16 protein-coding genes are annotated in these 16867 nt (G+C 73.8%); 10 read left to right on the top strand and 6 right to left on the bottom strand.

Annotation, left to right across the window (positions count from 1 at the left end):
- Positions 1 to 254: 254 nt before the first annotated feature.
- On the bottom strand, positions 255 to 482 hold the full coding sequence (locus tag ACIRD3_RS33075; RefSeq protein WP_402223936.1) for a hypothetical protein: 228 nt from the start codon (positions 480 to 482) through the stop codon (positions 255 to 257).
- A 367-nt stretch (positions 483 to 849) separates the two neighbouring features.
- On the opposite strand from ACIRD3_RS33075, the gene ACIRD3_RS33070 reads away from it, so the two are divergent.
- The 8 genes from ACIRD3_RS33070 (at position 850) to ACIRD3_RS33035 (ending at position 10633) form a co-directional block, all read left to right on the top strand.
- Entirely contained in the window at positions 850 to 1836 is a 987-nt protein-coding gene (locus tag ACIRD3_RS33070) for a LuxR C-terminal-related transcriptional regulator (protein ID WP_402223935.1), read from the top strand.
- 281 nt (positions 1837 to 2117) lie between these two features.
- Positions 2118 to 3857 carry an LCP family protein gene (locus ACIRD3_RS33065; RefSeq protein ID WP_402223933.1) on the top strand — a complete coding sequence of 580 codons (1740 nt, stop codon included), beginning with the start codon at positions 2118 to 2120 and terminating at the stop codon, positions 3855 to 3857.
- 115 nt (positions 3858 to 3972) lie between these two features.
- Positions 3973 to 4422 (top strand): SRPBCC domain-containing protein, encoded by a 450-nt coding sequence (locus tag ACIRD3_RS33060; protein WP_402223931.1) that lies wholly within the window; start codon positions 3973 to 3975, stop codon positions 4420 to 4422.
- A gap of 229 nt (positions 4423 to 4651) precedes the next feature.
- Entirely contained in the window at positions 4652 to 5398 is a 747-nt protein-coding gene (locus ACIRD3_RS33055; RefSeq protein ID WP_402223929.1) for an HAD family hydrolase, read from the top strand.
- The gene (locus tag ACIRD3_RS33050) at positions 5395 to 7800 is read left to right on the top strand and encodes a glycoside hydrolase family 65 protein (protein ID WP_402223928.1); all 2406 of its coding nucleotides are present in this window, start codon (positions 5395 to 5397) and stop codon (positions 7798 to 7800) included. Before ACIRD3_RS33055 ends, ACIRD3_RS33050 begins: the two co-directional genes overlap by 4 nt.
- Positions 7801 to 7962: 162 nt before the next feature.
- Positions 7963 to 9696, top strand: coding sequence for a pyruvate dehydrogenase (locus ACIRD3_RS33045; RefSeq protein ID WP_402223926.1), 1734 nt, complete (start codon positions 7963 to 7965; stop codon positions 9694 to 9696).
- A 74-nt stretch (positions 9697 to 9770) separates the two neighbouring features.
- On the top strand, positions 9771 to 10406 hold the full coding sequence (locus ACIRD3_RS33040) for a helix-turn-helix domain-containing protein (RefSeq protein WP_402223924.1): 636 nt from the start codon (positions 9771 to 9773) through the stop codon (positions 10404 to 10406).
- A gap of 32 nt (positions 10407 to 10438) precedes the next feature.
- On the top strand, positions 10439 to 10633 hold the full coding sequence (locus ACIRD3_RS33035; RefSeq protein ID WP_402223922.1) for a DUF6126 family protein: 195 nt from the start codon (positions 10439 to 10441) through the stop codon (positions 10631 to 10633).
- Positions 10634 to 10788: 155 nt separating this feature from the next.
- Here the strand turns inward: ACIRD3_RS33035 and ACIRD3_RS33030 are convergent, their stop codons facing one another.
- Positions 10789 to 12225: a PLP-dependent aminotransferase family protein gene (locus tag ACIRD3_RS33030; RefSeq protein WP_402223921.1), complete on the bottom strand. Its 1437-nt coding sequence runs from the start codon at positions 12223 to 12225 to the stop codon at positions 10789 to 10791.
- A 62-nt stretch (positions 12226 to 12287) separates the two neighbouring features.
- Complete coding sequence (locus ACIRD3_RS33025) at positions 12288 to 12734, bottom strand: carboxymuconolactone decarboxylase family protein (protein ID WP_402223919.1); 447 nt, start codon at positions 12732 to 12734, stop codon at positions 12288 to 12290.
- Positions 12735 to 12829: 95 nt separating this feature from the next.
- Here ACIRD3_RS33025 and ACIRD3_RS33020 point away from each other — a divergent pair, with 95 nt between their 5' ends.
- Complete coding sequence (locus ACIRD3_RS33020) at positions 12830 to 13714, top strand: sigma-70 family RNA polymerase sigma factor (protein WP_402223917.1); 885 nt, start codon at positions 12830 to 12832, stop codon at positions 13712 to 13714.
- A 103-nt stretch (positions 13715 to 13817) separates the two neighbouring features.
- Here ACIRD3_RS33020 and ACIRD3_RS33015 read toward each other — a convergent pair whose 3' ends face one another.
- On the bottom strand, positions 13818 to 14645 hold the full coding sequence (locus ACIRD3_RS33015; protein ID WP_402223915.1) for a glucose 1-dehydrogenase: 828 nt from the start codon (positions 14643 to 14645) through the stop codon (positions 13818 to 13820).
- A gap of 69 nt (positions 14646 to 14714) precedes the next feature.
- On the opposite strand from ACIRD3_RS33015, the gene ACIRD3_RS33010 reads away from it, so the two are divergent.
- Positions 14715 to 15401 carry an alpha/beta fold hydrolase gene (locus ACIRD3_RS33010; protein ID WP_402223913.1) on the top strand — a complete coding sequence of 229 codons (687 nt, stop codon included), beginning with the start codon at positions 14715 to 14717 and terminating at the stop codon, positions 15399 to 15401.
- 60 nt (positions 15402 to 15461) lie between these two features.
- Here ACIRD3_RS33010 and ACIRD3_RS33005 read toward each other — a convergent pair whose 3' ends face one another.
- Complete coding sequence (locus ACIRD3_RS33005) at positions 15462 to 16379, bottom strand: undecaprenyl-diphosphate phosphatase (RefSeq protein ID WP_402223912.1); 918 nt, start codon at positions 16377 to 16379, stop codon at positions 15462 to 15464.
- A gap of 137 nt (positions 16380 to 16516) precedes the next feature.
- Complete coding sequence (locus ACIRD3_RS33000; protein ID WP_402223910.1) at positions 16517 to 16705, bottom strand: hypothetical protein; 189 nt, start codon at positions 16703 to 16705, stop codon at positions 16517 to 16519.
- Positions 16706 to 16867: the final 162 nt, after the last annotated feature.

Below are 16867 nucleotides of genomic sequence, written 5' to 3'. Positions count from 1 at the left end.
GGTGCCCGGAGCGCGGCCTGACCAGATCCCCCGACCACGCCCCGACCCCTGCCCCGGCCGTGACCGTCCGGGTGGGGCGGGCGGCGGGCGGTGACACCCCGGGGCGCCACGGCGGTCGGGCGGCGGCGCGGCCGGGAACGGGTCCGTCGGCCGCCCGCCTCCACCGGGGGTCCGTCACCGTCCGGCCTGGCTGCCCGTCGGCCGGTGTTCGGTGAGGAGACGTCATGTGGGGCTTGTGTCGGCGGCTTTGCCGGTCACTCCCAGCGCCAGTCGCCCGGGGTGTCGATGGCGGGCACGTCGGTGAGCCGGGGGGTGTGGACCTTGTCGGCGAGGTGGGCCAGCGCGGTGGACACCGAGGCGGTGGCGCTCTGGCCGGAAGTGGGCCCGTGGCCGGTCGCCGCCTGCGCGGACCCGGCGAGGACGCCACAGGCCAGGGCGATCGCGGCGGCGGCGGTACAGGCGAACTTGCGGCAAGAAAGCATGGAATCCCCCAGGACGAGCACGGTTTCGGAAGCGTCGGCCGGGCATTTCCGCAGCCGCGTCGGTCGACCGCCGGTGAGGGCGGTCCGCGGTCATTGGCGGGCCCGGCCGGGGAGCTCGCGGCTCCCCGACAACCGAAAGTCTGCTGCACGCCGTGGGGTACCGGAAGGTGTTCGGGACGGCAGGAAGATCGCCCTGGCACGATGGTGCCATTGCCATTCCATTACCTTTCCCGCGCCGAACGGTGGGCGGGCCGGAAAGCGGGGGCACCGACGGTTGTCCCGGTCGGTCCACCCTGGCATGATCAGGCGGCGACTTGTCCGGCCGACGTCGCCGGTCGGGGGGACGGACTGCGGGGGTGGTGCGCCGATGACGGACGAGATCGACGACGCCGCGCAGGCGGTCTACCGGTTGATGCTGACCGATCATCACCTGGATGCCAAGGGCCTCGCCCATGAGCTCGGCTTCGCCGAGAGCAGGGTTCGAGCCGCTCTCGACCAGCTCGCCGACCTCCGCCTGCTGCGGCCCTCCGAGGAACTGCCGGGCGAGCTCCCCGGCGGCCTGCGGCCGGTCGACCCCAGGGTCGGCCTGCCGGCCCTGCTGCGCCACTACGAGTCCGTGCAGCAGCGTGCCCAGCAGGAGTTCGAGCGGCGCCAGACGGCGATCACCAACCTGCTCGCCGAGTACCGGGACGAGTCGGCCCGGGAGGACAGCCAGCTGGAGCGGCTGATCGGGCTCGCCACCGTGCAGGCCCGGCTGGACGAGCTGGTCCGCTCGGTCTGCGCCGAGCTGCTCACCTTCAACCCCGGCGGAGCCCAGTCCGCGGCCTCGCTCCAGGCCAGCCGCCCGGGCAACGAGGAACTGCTCGCCCGGGGGGTGGCGATGCGCACGGTCTACCTGGACAGCGTCCGCAAGGACCGGGCCACCGTCCAGCACGCCGAGTGGCTGACCGGGCTCGGCTGCGAGGTCCGGACGGTGCCCGCGCTGCCGCTGCGGATGATGGTCATCGACCGGCGGGTGGCCCTCGTCCCGATCGACCCGGCCAACACCCGCAAGGGCGCGGTGCAGATCTCCTCGCCCGGCGTGATCACCGCCCTGCTCTCGCTGTTCGAGCAGACCTGGGCCGACGCCACCCCCTTCGGCGCCCCGCGCGAGCGCGACGAACAGGGCCTGACCCGCCAGGAGCAGGAACTGCTCCGCCTGCTCGGCCAGGGCTACACCGACGAGGCCGCCGGCAAGCACCTCGGCCTCTCCCTGCGCACCGTCCGCCGCATGATGGCGGACCTCATGGACCGCCTCGGCGCCCGCAGCCGCTTCGAAGCCGGCCTCCTCGCCGGCCGCCGCGGCTGGCTCTGACCCACCCCGGATCCGCCCGCACCCTCAGCTCCGCAGTGGCGTAAGTCACGCCGGAATCGGCCGGTTTCGGGTGTTCTGCCCCGGGGTCGCCCGGTTGTCGGAGGGGCTGCCGGGAGACCGGAGGTCGGTGATCGGGTCGGGCCAAAATATGATCGGAAGCCACGATCGTCGGTTGATGCTGACGGTCGTATGTGCAACCTGGGGAACGGTTCGGGCCGTCTCTCTGTGTGCGGTGCGCCAGATCGTCCGGGGCGTCGCTTCCGTCGGTGAAAGGTACGCGCATGTCAGGTCGGAGGGGCGAGAGCCCGGCGCGGGGTGCGGACGCGCCCAGCACGGAAGGCGCCACGGGCTCCGTACCAGGGCCGCGCGGCGGCGGACGGGCGGAAGCCCGCCGTGCCGCCGCCCAGGGCAAGGGCGGCCGCGGCAGCGGCAGGGCCGACTCCGGCGGCGGCCGGGCGGCGGCGCGCAAGAACGCCAAGCCGAAGAAGAACGTCAAGAAGATCGTCGCCTGGTCGGCGGCCGGTGTGCTGGTCCTGATCGCCGGTGCGGGCGGCGCGATCTACTTCAAGCTGAACGCCAACATCAAGTCCTTCGACGCCGACGCGATAGCCGCCGACCGCCCGCCCGAGGCGAAGGCCGACGCGGACGGCAACAAGCCGGTCAACGTACTGCTGATCGGCTCGGACAGCCGCGGCAAGAACAACGCCGACCTCGGCGGCGGCGAGGACGGCGGCGCCCGCTCGGACACCACGATCCTGCTGCACGTGTACGCCGACCACAAGCACGCCGTGGGCATCTCGATACCGCGCAACGCGATGGTCCAGCTGCCGTCCTGCAAGCTCCCCAACGGCAAATGGACCAAGGGCGGCAACAACGACCTCTTCAACGCGGCCTTCTCGACCGGCGGCAGCGACGACGGCAACCCGGCCTGCACCCAGAACACGGTGGAGAAGCTCACCGGCATCCGGGTCGACCACACCATCGTGGTCGACTTCAACGGCTTCGCGGCGATGACCAAGGCCGTCAACGGCGTGGACATCTGCCTGCCGCAGCCGATCTACGAGGGGGACATCAACCCCAATCTGCACAAGAAGGGCGCGCTCGTCCTGCCCCAGGGCAAGCAGACCGTGGACGGTCAGAAGGCGCTCGACTACGTGCGCCTGCGGCACGGGATCGGCGACGGTTCCGACATCGGCCGGATGAAGCGCCAGCAGGCCTTCATGAGCTCGCTCATCAGCAAGATCAAGAAGGACGGGCTGAGCCCGACCAACCTGCTGCCGCTGGCCGACGCGGCCACCAAGTCGCTGACCGTCGACCCCGGGCTGAACTCCGCGGACAAGCTGCTCTCCTTCGGCCTGTCGATGAAGAACATCGACATGCACGACCTCAAGTTCGTGACGGCGCCCTGGCGTTACCGCACGCAGGACTCCAACATCGACCTCATCCAGCCGGACGCCGGAAAGCTCTGGGAGACCCTCAAGGCCGACCAGACCATCGACGGCCAGAACGCCACCGGTCAGCAGCCGGACGCGGCCGGCAGCGGCACCGGCGCGGCACCGCAGCCGCCCGCGCCGACCACCCCGGCCGCGCCGGTCGGGGACGCCTCCAACGCGGCGATCAAGGTGTCGGTCTACAACGGGACCGTCGTCAACGGCCTGGCCGGCAAGGGCACCGACCAGCTGAAGGCCGCCAAGTTCAGCGCCACCACGGCGGGCCAGGCGGCGAGCACCAAGTACAAGACCACCACGATCGAGTACGGCACCGGGCAGAAGGCCAACGCCGAGAAGATCGCCGCGCTGTTCCCGGGTGCCGAGCTGGCCTCCGGCAGCTCGCGGGGCATCTCGGTGATCGTCGGCCAGGACTTCGCGGCGACCGTCGGCGCGGGCTCGCCCAGCGGGACGGCCGGTGCCACCCCGGGTGTGCCGGCGGCCCCGCAGCCGCTGCCCACCACCGTCACCAACGACGCCCGCTCGGCGGACGACGACATCTGCGCGAACACCACGTACGGCAGCGGCGGCTGACCGGCCCGACCGGACAGCGGGGACGACCCCCGGGCCGGCGTCCTCCGGGGCGCGTGGGCCCGGGGGTCGTGCCATGGTGGCGGTAGCACCGCCGTGGTCCCGAAAGGCCGACCCCATGCCCGAGATCGCCCTGCAGTTCGACATCGCCGCGCCCCGCGCCGTCGTCCTCGCCGCGCTCACCACGCACGACGGGCTGACCTCCTGGTGGACCACCGCCGTGGACCGGGAGGAGGACGTCCTGCTGTTCGACTTCCCCGACGTCCCCGAGCCCTTCCGGCTCCGCGTGGAGCGGGCCGACGAGGACCGGGTGGTGTGGACCAACGCCGGGGCCTTCCCACCGCACTGGGCCGGCACCTGGATCAGCTGGGAGCTCGCCGAGCAGCCGGGGGCGCCCGAGCGCACCCGGCTGCTGTTCCGGCACGGCGGCTGGCAGCCGGGCAGCGAGGACGGCGTCCCGGCGGTGGCCGGTACCTGGGCGGAGCTGCTGGTCCGGCTGAAGGACTACGCGCAGAGCGGCAAGGTCCAGCCGTACTTCGTCACCGCCCACCGCCACGACGCCCCCTGAACCACGACGCCTGCCGAACCACGACGCCTGCTGAACCACGACGCCCGTGATCGCCCGGAGCGCGGCGGCCGGCCGAAGCGACCTGGGGCGCCGCCCCCGTCCCCCGTCCGGCCGAACGCCCGACTCCCCGTGGCCACTCTCCGACGGAGGGTGACCGGAAGCCACCCTTCCCGCGACGCGCCGCCGGGAAATCGGCGGCTTCCCCCCGTTCCCGGGTAAGACTGCACCCATGCTGGGGCTACCGGACGACATCCGCGCTTTCCTCTTCGACCTCGACGGAGTGCTCACCCAGACCGCGAAAGTGCACGCCGCGGCCTGGAAGGACACCTTCGACGCCTTCCTGCGCGCCGAAGCAGCCCGCACCGGTGGGCCGTTCGTCCCCTTCGACGCCGTCGTCGACTACGACACCTACGTGGACGGCCGCCCGCGCCTCGACGGCACCCGGGCGTTCCTGCGCAGCCGGGGCATCGACCTGCCCGAGGGAACCCCCGAGGACCCGCCCAACTCCCGTACCGTGCAAGGGGTCAGCCGCGCCAAGAACGAGCTGGTGCTGCGGCTGATCCGCGAACAGGGCGTCCAGCCGTACGAGGGCTCGGTCGCCTACGTGCACCGGCTGCGCGCGGCCGGGCTGCCCAGCGCGGTGGTCTCCTCCAGCGCCAACTGCCGGGACGTGCTGCGGGCGGCGGGCATCGAGGACCTGTTCGACGTGATCGTGGACGGCACCGTGGCCAAGGCCGAGGGCCTGCCCGGCAAGCCCGCCCCCGACACCTACCTGTACGCCGCCCGCGCCCTCGGCGTCGAACCCGCGCACGCCGCCGTCTTCGAGGACGCGCTCGCCGGGGTCGCCTCCGGCCGGGCCGGCGGCTTCGGCGCGGTGGTCGGCGTGAACCGCACCGGCCAGGCCGCCGAACTGCGCCGCGACGGCGCCACGGTGGTCGTCGACGACCTTTCCGAGCTCCTGGGAGGCGTTGCATGAGTCCCTCGGACAACTTCGCGATCGACCCCTGGCAGATCGCCGAACACGGACTGGACCTCACCGCGCTGGCCCGCGCCGAATCCGTCTTCGCGCTCTCCAACGGGCACATCGGCCTGCGCGCCAACCTGGACGAGGGCGAGCCGCACGGCCTGCCCGGCACCTACCTCAACGGCGTCTTCGAGCTGCGCCCGCTGCCGTACGGCGAGGGCGGCTACGGCTACCCGGAGTCCAGTCAGAGCGTCATCAACGTGACCAACGGCAAGATCATCCGGTTGCTGGTGGACGACGAGCCCTTCGACCTTCGCTACGGCGAACTCGTCAGCCACAAGCGCTGGTTGGACTTCCGTGAGGGGATCCTGCACCGCGAGGCCGAGTGGACCTCCCCGGCCGGCCGGACGATCCGGGTGCGCTCCTCGCGGCTGGTCTCGCTCACCCAGCGGGCGGTCGCCGCCGTCGACTACCGGGTCGAGGCGGTGGACGGTCCGGTGCGGATCGTGCTGCAGTCCGAGCTGGTCGCCAACGAGCAGCTGCCCGGCGGCCCCGAGGGCGATCCGCGCGCCGCGGCCGTGCTGGAGGCGCCGCTGCAGTCCGAGGCGCACCACGCCAACGCCGCCAAGGCCGTCCTGGTGCACCGCACCCGCTACAGCGGCATCCGGGTCGCGGCCGGGATGGACCACCTCATCGAGGGCCCGGAGAAGCTCGACACCGTCGCCGAGGCCGACCCGGACCAGTGCCGGATCAGTGTCACCACCGTGCTCGAACCCGGACAGGCCCTCCGGCTGGCCAAGTTCACGGCCTACGGCTGGTCCGGCACCCGCTCGCTGCCCGCCGTGCGGGACCAGGTGGAGGCCGCGCTGACCGCCGCCCGGTACACCGGCTGGGACGGACTGGTCGCCGAACAGGCGCAATTCCTCAAGGAGTTCTGGGAGACCAGCGACATCGAGATCGAGGGCGACGTCGAGCTCCAGCAGGCCGTCCGGTTCGCCGTCTTCCACGTCCTGCAGGCCGGCGCCCGCAGCGAGGAACGGGCCATCCCCGCCAAGGGGCTGACCGGCCCCGGCTACGACGGCCACAGCTTCTGGGACACCGAGACCTTCGTCCTGCCGGTGCTCACCTACTGCCTGCCGGCCGCCGTCAACCAGGCCCTGCGCTGGCGGCACACCACCCTCCCGCTGGCCCGTGAGCGCGCCGCCCAACTCGGCCTGTCCGGCGCGGTGTTCCCGTGGCGGACGATCCACGGCGAGGAGTGCTCCGGGTACTGGCCGGCCGGCACCGCGGCCTTCCACATCGGCGCCGACATCGCCGCCGCCGTCGCCCGCTACGTCCGGGCCACCGGGGACGAGGAGTTCGAGCGCGAGTACGGGCTCGAACTGCTGGTGGAGACGGCCCGGATGTGGCGCTCGCTCGGCCACCACGACGTCGCCGGGAGGTTCCGCATCGAGGGCGTCACCGGCCCCGACGAGTACAGCGCCATCGCCGACAACAACGTCTTCACCAACCTGATGGCGCAGACGAACCTGCGCGCCGCCGCCGAGGCCGCCGTCCGCCACCCGCGGGAGGCCGCCGCCCTCGGCGTGGACACCGAGGAGACCGCCGCCTGGCGGGACGCGGCCGCCGCGATGTTCATCCCGTACGACGAGGACCTCGGCGTCCACCCGCAGGCCGACGGCTTCACCGACCACCAGGTCTGGGACTTCGAGAACACCCCGCCCGAGAAGTACCCGCTGCTGCTGCACTTCCCGTACTTCGACCTGTACCGCAAGCAGGTGGTCAAGCAGGCCGACCTGGTGCTCGCCATGCAGGTCCGCGGCGACGCCTTCACCGACGAGCAGAAGGCCCGCAACTTCGCCTACTACGAGCGCCTCACCGTCCGCGACTCCTCGCTCTCCGCCTGCACCCAGGCCGTCATCGCCGCCGAGGTGGGCCAGCTGGACCTCGCGTACGACTACACGGCCGAAGCGGCCCTGATGGACCTCCACGACCTCGGCGGCAACACCCGCGACGGCCTGCACATGGCCTCCCTCGCGGGGGCCTGCATCGCCCTGGTGGCCGGCTTCGGCGGGCTGCGCGACTTCGACGAGGCGCTGAACTTCCGCCCCCGGCTGCCGTCCGGGCTGATGCGGCTGAGCTTCTCGCTGCTGGTGCGCGGCCAGCTGCTGCACGTCCGGATCAGCCACGAGGAGACGACGTACACGCTGCGCCGCGGCGAGGTCCTGCACCTGCGGCACGACGGCGAGCCGGTGCAGGTCAAGGCCGGCCGGCCGGTCTCGCTGCCCACCACCGTCCCGCCCGCCCAGGAGCGCGTCGCCCAGCCCCCCGGCCGCGAACCCGCCCGCCGCCAGCCCCAGGCGGGCCTGGCCGCCGGCAAGCTCGGCCAGCCCGACCACCTGCCGGCCGAGTAGCCGCCGGGGTGCGGGCCCGCGCCGCCCCGTGGCGCGGGTCCGCACCGTCCCGTGACGTCTGCCCGCGCGGTCACTCGTTCGGCTCACTCCGGGTGCCCGGCCGCGCCGCCCGTCGGAGGGTGCAGGTGTCCTGCGCCGGTCAGTGACAGAGGGAGGACACCCGTGGCGAGCGTGGCCGAACAGATGGTGGAGGTGCTCCGGCAGGCCGGGGTGGAACGGGTCTACGGAGTGGTCGGCGACAGCCTCAACCCCGTCGTGGACGCGATCCGCCGGGCCGAGGGGATCTCCTGGGTGCACGTGCGCAACGAGGAGGCCGGCGCCTTCGCGGCCGCGGCCGAAGCCGAACTCACCGGCCGGCTCGCCGTCTGCGCCGGCTCCTGCGGCCCCGGCAACACCCACCTCGTCCAGGGCCTCTACGACGCCCAGCGCAGCGGCCTGCCCGTGCTCGCCCTCGCCTCGCACATCCCCTCGGGCCAGATCGGCACCGGCTTCTTCCAGGAGACCCACCCCGAGCGGGTGTTCACCGACTGCAGCAGCTGGTGCGAACTGCTCACCGTCCCCGCCCAGCTGCCCCGGCTGCTGCGGATCGCGATCCAGCACGCGCTCGGCTCGCACGGCGTCTCCGTGCTCGCCTTCCCCGGGGACGTCGCCGCGCTGCCCGCCGCCGGGCCGACCGGCACCAGCCACTTCCTCACCGAACAGGCCGTCGCCGCGCCGCCGTGGTCCCAGGTGCAGGAGCTGGCCCGGCTGCTCAACGCGGCCCGCAAGGTCGTGCTGTTCTGCGGCGCCGGGGTGCGCGGGGCGCACGCCGAGGTCACGGAGGCCGCGCAGGCCCTGAAGGCGCCGATCGGGCACTCGCTGCGCGGCAAGGAGTGGATCCAGTACGACAACCCGTACGACGTCGGCATGAGCGGCCTGCTCGGCTACGGCGCCTGCCACGAGGCGCTGCACTCCGCCGACCTGGTGCTGCTGCTCGGCACCGACTTCCCGTACGACTCCTTCCTGCCGCAGGCGCACACCGTCCAGGTCGACCACGACGCCACCCGCCTCGGCCGCCGCAGCGCGCTGGAGCTGGCCGTCCACGGCGACGTCGCCGCCACCCTCCGGGCGGTGCTGCCGCTGCTCGACGAGAAGCACGACCGGGCCTTCCTCGACGGCATGCTGCGCAAGCACTGCCGGGCGCTGGAGGACGTGGTCGGCGTCTACACCCGCGACATCGAGAAGCACCTGCCGATCCACCCCGAGTACGTCGCCGCCGTCCTCGACGACGTGGCCGCCCAGGACGCGGTGTTCACCGTCGACACCGGCATGAACAACGTCTGGGCCGCCCGCTACCTGCAGCCCAACGGCCGCCGCCGGGTGATCGGCTCCTTCCTGCACGGCTCGATGGCCAACGCCCTCCCGCACGCCATCGGCGCCCAACTCGCCCACCCCGGACGCCAGGTGATCGCGATGTCCGGCGACGGCGGCCTCGGCATGCTGCTCGGCGAACTGCTCACCGTGGCGAAGCACCGGCTGCCGGTGAAGACGGTGGTCTTCAACAACGGTGCGCTCGGCATGATCAAACTGGAGATGCTGGTCTCCGGCTACCCGGAGTCGGAGGTCGACAACGGGGACGTGGACTACGCCGGGATCGCCCGGGCGATGGGGATCCCGGCCAAGCGGGTGACCGAACCGGGGCGGGTGCGGGAGGTCCTGGCGGAGGCGCTGGAGCGGCCCGGGCCGGCCCTGGTCGACGTGGTCACCGACCCCAACGCGCTCTCCGTCCCGCCGCACATCACCGCCGCCCAGCTCAAGGGCTTCGCGCTGGCCGCCGGGCGGACGGTCCTCTCCGGCGGCGTCGGACGCATGATCGACCTGGCCCGGAGCAACCTGCGGAACATCCCCCGACCCTGAGAGAGGGACCCGGGGCGATTTGCCTCAGAGGCACGTTTCTTGCCCGAGCGGCACGGGAGGTGTCCACTGGGCACATGACCACCAGCTCCACCGGCGTCCCCGCCACCGGCGACCAGCTCGACGACCAGGAAGTCGTCGGCCTCGCCGCCCGCCTCCGCGAGCACCGGCTCAGCAGCCGCCTCACCCTGGAGGTCGCCGCCGCGCGGGTCGGACTCTCCCCAGCCTATCTGTCCCGGCTGGAGACCGGCCGTCGGCAGCCCTCGCTGCCCGTCCTGCTCGGCCTCGCCCGCGCCTACGGCACCTCGGTGTCCGGCCTGCTCGGCGAGACCATGGCCGAACCCGACCCGGTGGTCCGGGGCGGCGCCATAGAGCCCGGCCGGGCCGGCGGCTGGGGCTACCGCCGGGCCGGCGCCCCCGGCCGCGCCATGCAGGCCCTGCGGGTGCACGTCCCGCCCGGCGTGCAGGACGCGGTGGTCCGGGTCCACCCCGGCGAGGAGTGGCTGTACGTCCTGCGCGGCGAACTCCGGCTCACCCTCGGCGAGCAGGTCCACCACCTCGGCGTGGGCGACTCCGCCCACTACGACTCCCTCACCCCGCACTGCATCGCCGCCGAGTCCGACCACGGTGTCGAACTGCTCTTCGTCCACACCCTGCTGCAGAGCCCCGGCGGCGAACTCTGCCTCGGCGGAGGCCCCGCCGCGACCCACTGACCCGCCGTCAGAACACCCCGGAGGAGATCACCATGACCGGTCCCGCCACCACCGCCACCGTCAACCCGGTCGCCGCCGGCGACACCCCCGCCGGCCCGAAGACCATGGACGCCGGCAAGTGGGCCAACAAGCGGGTCTACCTCCGCCTGGTGATCTACACGGCCGGGATCCACGTCTTCGCCGGCTTCATCATGCTCCTGTTCGAACTCGGCAGCCGCACCAAGTAGTTCCACCCCGCCGACGCCGTGAGGCCCCCACGGGAGCCTCACGGCGTCACTCCCGTTGCCCGGCAACCGCACCGCCGCGTTCCCCCGGCCTCCTGTCCTCGGCCGTGCGCGGCAGCTCGCACTGGGCCTGCACCGCCGCGCCCCCGGCCCCCTCCTCAGGCCCTGCGCAGCAGCTCGCACAGGGCCTGGACCGCTGCCGGGAAGGCGTGGTCCGGCGGGGTCGCGTAGCCGATGACGAGGGAGGGCGGGGCGGCGGTGGCGGCCGGGGTGGCGCGGTGCCAGGCGAGGCCGTTGAGGGAGAGGCCGGCGGCCCGGGCGCGGGTGAGGAGTTCGGGTTCGGGGGTGGCGTCGGGCGGGAGGCGGAGGACGGCGTGCAGGCCGGCCGCGATGCCGGTGACCCGTACCTGCGGGGCGTGTTCGGCGAGGGCGGCGACCAGCTGGTCCCGGCGCCGCCGGTAGTGCAGGCGGCAGCGCCGTACGTGGCGGTCGTACGTCCCGGAGGCGATCAGTTCCGCCAGCGTCAGCTGGTCGAGCACCGGGGACATGGTGTCGGCCAGCACCTTCAGCCGGGAGACCGGCTCGACCAGGGCGTCGGGCAGGGCGAGCCAGGCCAGGCGCAGTCCGGGGGCGAGGCTCTTGGCGGCCGTTCCGGCGTACACCACCCGCTCCGGGTCGAGCGCCTGCATCGCACCGAGCGGCTGCCGGTCGTAGCGGAACTCGCCGTCGTAGTCGTCCTCGACGACGTACCCGTTCCGCTCGCGGGCCCACCGCACCGCTTCGGCCCGTCGTTCGGCGGACAGCGGGGCACCGGTGGGGAACTGGTGGGCGGGGGTGAGCAGGACGGCGCCGGGGCGGGCGTCGAGCCGGTCGACCCGGGCGCCCTCCTCGTCCAGCGCCAGCGGGACGGTGCCGAGCCCGGCGGCCCGGATGACGGCGTGCTGCGGCGGCAGCCCGTACTCCTCGACGGCGAGCGCGCGGCTGCCGCGTTCCCGCAGGGCGGCGCAGAGCAGGCCGAGGCCCTGGGAGACGCCGGTGCAGATGAGCAGGTGGTCGGGGTCGGTGCGGACGCCCCGGACCCGGGCCAGGTAGTGGGTGAGCGCCTGCCGCAGTTCGATCCGGCCGAGCGGGTCGCCGTAGTCGAGGACCTCGTGCGGGGCGGTGGCGAGGGCGCGGCGGGCGGCGGCGAGCCAGGCGGTGCGGGGGAAGAGCGAGAGGTCGGGCCGCCCGGCCATGAGGTCGTGCCGGGCGGCCCGGTCTCCCGTTCCCGTGCCGGCGGTGGCCGGTCGGCGGCCCCGGGCGGGCGGGTCCGGTACGGCCCGCCGGGCGACGGTGGTGCCGGAGCCCTGCCGGGAGTTCAGCCAGCCCTCCGCCGTGAGCTGGCCGTACGCCTCGACGACGGTGTTGCGGGCGATCCCGAGGTCCTCGCCGAGGGCCCGGGAGGAGGGCAGTCGGGTGCCGGGTGCGAGCCGTCCGTCCTGGACGGCTTCGCGCAGGGCGTCCTCCAGGGCGGCCCGCAGTCCGGCGCCGGCGGCGCGCCGCTCGGTGAGGTCCAGGTGCAGGTCGCCGCCGAAGGAGGTCCAGGAGCTGGTCACGGGGCCCATTCTCGCGCGGCGAGCCGGCCGGCGGGTCGGGCCGGTGAGCCGGGCCGGCGGGGTCACCAGGCGGTGCCGGCGGGCTCCTCGATGGTGGTGTTGAGGCGGTTGAAGAAGTTGGTCAGCGCGATCATCAGGATGATCGCGGAGAGCTGCTCCTCGGTGAAGTGGTCGGCGGCGGCGTCCCAGATCCGGTCGGGGACGGCCTTGCCGGAGCGGTCGGCGATCCGGGTGGCGGCCTCGGTGAGTTCGAGGGCGGCGCGCTCCTCGTCGGTGAAGAACGGGGCCTCCCGCCAGGCGGCCACGGCGTGCAGCCGCTCCTCGGTCTCGCCGTGCTTCCTGGCGCCCCGGACGCCCGCGAACACGCAGGCGCTGCAGCCGTTGATCTGGCTGGCGCGCAGGTGGACCAGCTCCAGCAGCCGGGGTGCGACGCCGCCCTGGTACATGGCCTTGTAGATGTCCTGGATGCCCTTCATCGCGTCGGGCAGGACCAGGGCGGGGTTCCTCATGCGGGCAGTAGTGTGGGCGGTGGCCACCGTGAGCTCCTCTTCGTCGGTCAGCTTCCCTCACCGAACCGACGGATCACGACGCGAGGATGTGACAGGTGACCGGAGACAGTTTTCTGGCCGAGCGCTTCGAGGCGGAGCGCCCGCAGCTGCGCGCGGTGGCCTACCGGATGCTCGGGTCGCTCGCCGAGGCCGAGGACGCCGTCCAGGAGGCCTGGCTGAAGCTGAGCCGCAGTGACGTGGGCGAGGTCCGCAACCTCGGGGCCTGGCTCACCACGGTGGTCGGCCGGGTCTGCCTGGACCAGCTGCGCTCCCGCACCTCCCGCCGGGAGGACCCGCTGCCCGAGCAGGACGGGCAGGTGCGGCTGCCGGACCCGGTGGTCAGCGGGCTGGCCGCGCTGGACCCGGTGCACGACCTCCTGGTCGCCGACTCGGTCGGGATCGCGCTGATGGTGGTCCTGGAGACGCTGTCGCCGGCGGAGCGGGTGGCGTTCGTGCTGCACGACATGTTCGAGGTGCCCTTCGACGGGATCGCCGAGGTGCTCGGCCGCACCTCGGCCTCCACCCGGCAGCTGGCCAGCCGCGCCCGCCGCCGGGTGCGGGGCGCGACCCCGGCCGCGGACACGGACGACGTCCGCAAGCGCCAGGTGGTGGAGGCCTTCCTGACCGCCTCCCGGGCCGGTGACTTCGACGCCCTGATGACGGTGCTGGACCCGGACGTGGTGGCCCGCTCGGACGGCGGCACGCTGGTGCCGAGCGTGCTGCGCCGCGGTGCGGCGGACGTCGCCGCGCAGGCGATCGCCTTCGCCCGCTTCGCCGCCGCGGGCCGGCTGGTCCTGGTCAACGGCTCGCCGGGGGTGGTGTCCTTCGCCGAGGGCCGTCCGCTGTCGGTCATGTCGTTCACCATCCGGGGCGGCCGCATCACCCGGATGGACATCCTCACCGACCCGACCCGCCTGGCGGCCCTGGGCCTCACGGCCTGAGCACCCGCTCCGAGCCTGCGCTCCGCACCCCCGGCTCCGCATCCCCGCTCCGAGCCTCCCCGGGGCCCGTCCGACCGATGCCGGACGGGCCCCGGGGGCACGCTCAGGCCAGGCCGCCGGTGGCGCGGAGGTTCTGGCCGGTGACCCAGCGGCCGTCGGGTCCGGCCAGGAAGGCGACGACGTCGGCGATGTCCTCGGGGTGGCCGAGGCGGCGCAGCGGGGTGAGGCCGGCGACCCGGGTGAGGGCCTCGGGCGGGTTGGTGCCGCGCAGCAGGTCGGTGTCGGTGGCGCCGGGCGAGACGGTGTTGACGGTGATCCCGCGCGGGCCGAGTTCGACGGCGGCGACGGCGGTGAGCTGTTCGAGGGCGCCCTTGCTGGCGGCGTACGCGGCGATGCCGGGGACGGGCCGGACGGTGTTCGCGGTGGAGATGTTGACGATCCGCCCGCCGTCGCGCATCCGGCGGGCGGCGTACCGGACGGTGGCGAAGGCCGAGCGGGTGTTGACCGCCAGGACGGCGTCGAGCTGGGCGTCGTCCAGATCGGCGAGCGGGGTGGGGGCGAAGCGCGCGGCGGCGTTGTTCACCAGGACGTCCAGTCCGCCGAGCCGCTCCTGCGCCTGGTCCATCAGCCGCTCGGCGGCGCCCGGCTCGGCGAGGTCTGCCCGCAGGGCCCAGGCACGGCCGCCCTCGGCGGCCACGGTGCGGACCACCTCGGCGGCGGCCTCCTCGTCGTGGGCGTAGCCGAAGACCACGTCCGCGCCGTCGCGGGCCAGCCGGCGGACGATGGCCCGCCCGATGCCCCGGGAGCCGCCGGTGACGACCGCGGCCCTGCCCTGCGGTGCGTTCGCCCTGCCTTGAGGTGCGTTCGCGCCGTCCTGCGGCGTGTCCGCCCCGCCCTTCGACGCGTCCGTGCCGCCGTGTGCTTCCGCCATGCTTCCTCCACGTGTTGTTCGCCGGCGCTTCCGGGGCCGCTGTCGTACCCGCGCGCTACCGTGCCGCCCATGGCGAACTTTGTACTCGTGGCGGGCGCTTGGCTCGGTTCCTGGGCCTGGGACGAGGTCGTGTCGGAGCTGCGGGCGGCCGGGCACGGAGCGTACCCGGTGACGCTGTCCGGGCTCGCGGAGAAGCGGGCGGTGCCGGCCGGGCAGCAGGCGCACGTGGCGGACGTCGTGGCCGAGGTGGAGGCGCGCGACCTGCGGGAGGTCGTGCTGGTCGGGCACAGCTACTCGGGCATCCCGGTCGGCCAGGCCGCCGGGCGGATCGGCGACCGGCTGGCCCGGCTGGTCCTGGTGGACGCCAACGTGCCGGTGACGGGGCAGTCCTTCGCCGACCAGATACCGGAGCCGGCCGGGCTGCGGGCCGACCTGGCCGCGCACGGGGGCTGGTGGCCGCCGCTGCCGGCCGCCGAGTTCGCCGGGCAGGGGCTGACGACCGGGCAGATCGCCCGGATCGTCGAGCGGGCCACCCCGCACCCGGGCGCCTCGCTGACCGAACCGGCGGTGCTGGAGGGCCCGTTGAGCGCGCTGCCGACGGTGTACGTGAAGTGCCTGCTGGACTGGCCGGAGCCGCCACCGGAGGTCGCCGCGCTGGTCGCGGCCGGTCACTGGCGGCTGGCCGAACTGGACACCGGGCACTGGCCGATGTTCTCCCGGCCGGCCGAACTCGCCCGGATCCTGGGCGAGTCCTGACCGCGGGGGGCGGCGTCCCGGCGCCGGCCGGGGCCGCGGGGAGCCCGGGCGCCCGGGCGCTCAGACCGACAGGTAGACCGCACTGCCGACGCCGGCCAGGAAGCAGTACACCGCGAACGGCGTCAGGCTCCGGGTCTCGAAGTACTTGGTGAGGAACCGCACCGAGACGTACCCGGCCACGAAGGCGGCGACGCTGCCCGCGAGGACGGGGCCGAGCACGGAGGAGTTCTCCGGCTTGAACAGCTCGGGGACCTTCAGCACCGAGGCGGCCAGGATGACCGGGGTGGCGAGCAGGAAGGAGAACCTGGCGGCGTCCTCGTGGTGCAGTCCGCGCAGGATGCCGGCGCTCATGGTGACGCCGGAGCGGCTGATGCCGGGGAACAGCGCGAGGATCTGCGCGGCGCCGATCCAGGCGCCCTGCCCGTAGCCCAGCCTGGTCAGCCGCTGGTCGGAGGCGACGTCAGGGTCCAGGCCGGGCTCGTCGACCGGCGCGGCGTGCCCGGCCCGCCGACGGCCGCTGCCGCCGCGCTTGAGCCGCTCGGCGCCGAGCAGCACCAGCCCGTTGAGGGCGAGGAACACGGCGGCCGGGACGGGCTTGCCGAGCGCGTTGCGCAGGGCCTTCTCCAGGGCGAGGCCGGCCACGCCGACCGGGATGGTGGAGAGGATGAGCAGCCAGGCGAGCTTCTCGTTGCGGCTCTCGACCCGGCGGTGGCGGAGGGAGCTGAACAGCCCGCCGACGACGCGGACCCAGTCCTTCCAGAAGTACACGACCAGCGCGAGCGCGGTGGCCAGGTGCAGTGCGACCAGGGCGGCGAGGTAGGAGGAGCCCTCGGCGGTCATGTCGAGGTCGTGCTGGACCTTCCCGCCGATCAGAGCGGGCAGCAGGATGCTGTGGCCGAGGCTGGAGACCGGGAAGAGTTCCGTCACACCCTGCAGCAGGCCGACGCCTATCGCTTCCGGGTAGGTCAGGGTGGACATCGCGCACCTTCGCTCGGGGGTCGGCGGTGATCGGCCGCTCGGCGGTGGTCGGCCGGGATCGGCGACCGGCCTGATCCGGTGGCCTCGGCGAAGCTACTACCGGCATGTAGACGTTCGGCAGCCCCGCTGCCAGAAGTTCATCGACCGTACGCCTGGGCGACATCGGGGGCGAGGTGCCGGATCAGCGCCCCCGCCACGGCGGCCAGCAGGGTGGTGGACGGGACGGTCCGGTGCGCCGGGTCGCCGAGCAGGACGACGGCGGTGACCGCGAGCGGGGTGCCCACCAGCGGCAGGGCGACGGTCAGGACGGCGGGCAGGCGGTGCACGGTGGCTCCCGAGGGGTCGGCTTCCCGCCGCCGGTGCGACGTCGGGTTCGTCGCACGCCACGATGCAGCCTCCCCCAACGGCAGGTTCAAGTCCGCTGCGCCCGGCCGCCGGACGGGCCGGTGACGGGCCGGTGGCGGGTCGGGAAGCGGGGCCGGGCGGGC

This window comes from Kitasatospora sp. NPDC093550, assembly GCF_044764985.1.
In the GTDB taxonomy this organism is placed as follows: domain Bacteria; phylum Actinomycetota; class Actinomycetes; order Streptomycetales; family Streptomycetaceae; genus Kitasatospora.
Note: the sequence above shows the minus strand (reverse complement) of the source record. Positions and strands in the feature narration are given on the sequence as shown.

What these genes read in the sequence shown, in the direction of transcription:
- ACIRD3_RS33010 (WP_402223913.1), top strand. Translation starts at nt 14,715, where the DNA reads ATGGCGAACTTTGTACTCGTGGCGGGCGCTTGGCTCGGTTCCTGGGCC.
- ACIRD3_RS33025 (WP_402223919.1), bottom strand. Translation starts at nt 12,734, where the DNA reads ATGAGGAACCCCGCCCTGGTCCTGCCCGACGCGATGAAGGGCATCCAG.
- ACIRD3_RS33055 (WP_402223929.1), top strand. Translation starts at nt 4,652, where the DNA reads ATGCTGGGGCTACCGGACGACATCCGCGCTTTCCTCTTCGACCTCGAC.
- ACIRD3_RS33040 (WP_402223924.1), top strand. Translation starts at nt 9,771, where the DNA reads ATGACCACCAGCTCCACCGGCGTCCCCGCCACCGGCGACCAGCTCGAC.
- ACIRD3_RS33065 (WP_402223933.1), top strand. Translation starts at nt 2,118, where the DNA reads ATGTCAGGTCGGAGGGGCGAGAGCCCGGCGCGGGGTGCGGACGCGCCC.
- ACIRD3_RS33050 (WP_402223928.1), top strand. Translation starts at nt 5,395, where the DNA reads ATGAGTCCCTCGGACAACTTCGCGATCGACCCCTGGCAGATCGCCGAA.
- ACIRD3_RS33070 (WP_402223935.1), top strand. Translation starts at nt 850, where the DNA reads ATGACGGACGAGATCGACGACGCCGCGCAGGCGGTCTACCGGTTGATG.
- ACIRD3_RS33015 (WP_402223915.1), bottom strand. Translation starts at nt 14,645, where the DNA reads ATGGCGGAAGCACACGGCGGCACGGACGCGTCGAAGGGCGGGGCGGAC.
- ACIRD3_RS33075 (WP_402223936.1), bottom strand. Translation starts at nt 482, where the DNA reads ATGCTTTCTTGCCGCAAGTTCGCCTGTACCGCCGCCGCCGCGATCGCC.
- ACIRD3_RS33035 (WP_402223922.1), top strand. Translation starts at nt 10,439, where the DNA reads ATGACCGGTCCCGCCACCACCGCCACCGTCAACCCGGTCGCCGCCGGC.
- ACIRD3_RS33060 (WP_402223931.1), top strand. Translation starts at nt 3,973, where the DNA reads ATGCCCGAGATCGCCCTGCAGTTCGACATCGCCGCGCCCCGCGCCGTC.
- ACIRD3_RS33005 (WP_402223912.1), bottom strand. Translation starts at nt 16,379, where the DNA reads ATGTCCACCCTGACCTACCCGGAAGCGATAGGCGTCGGCCTGCTGCAG.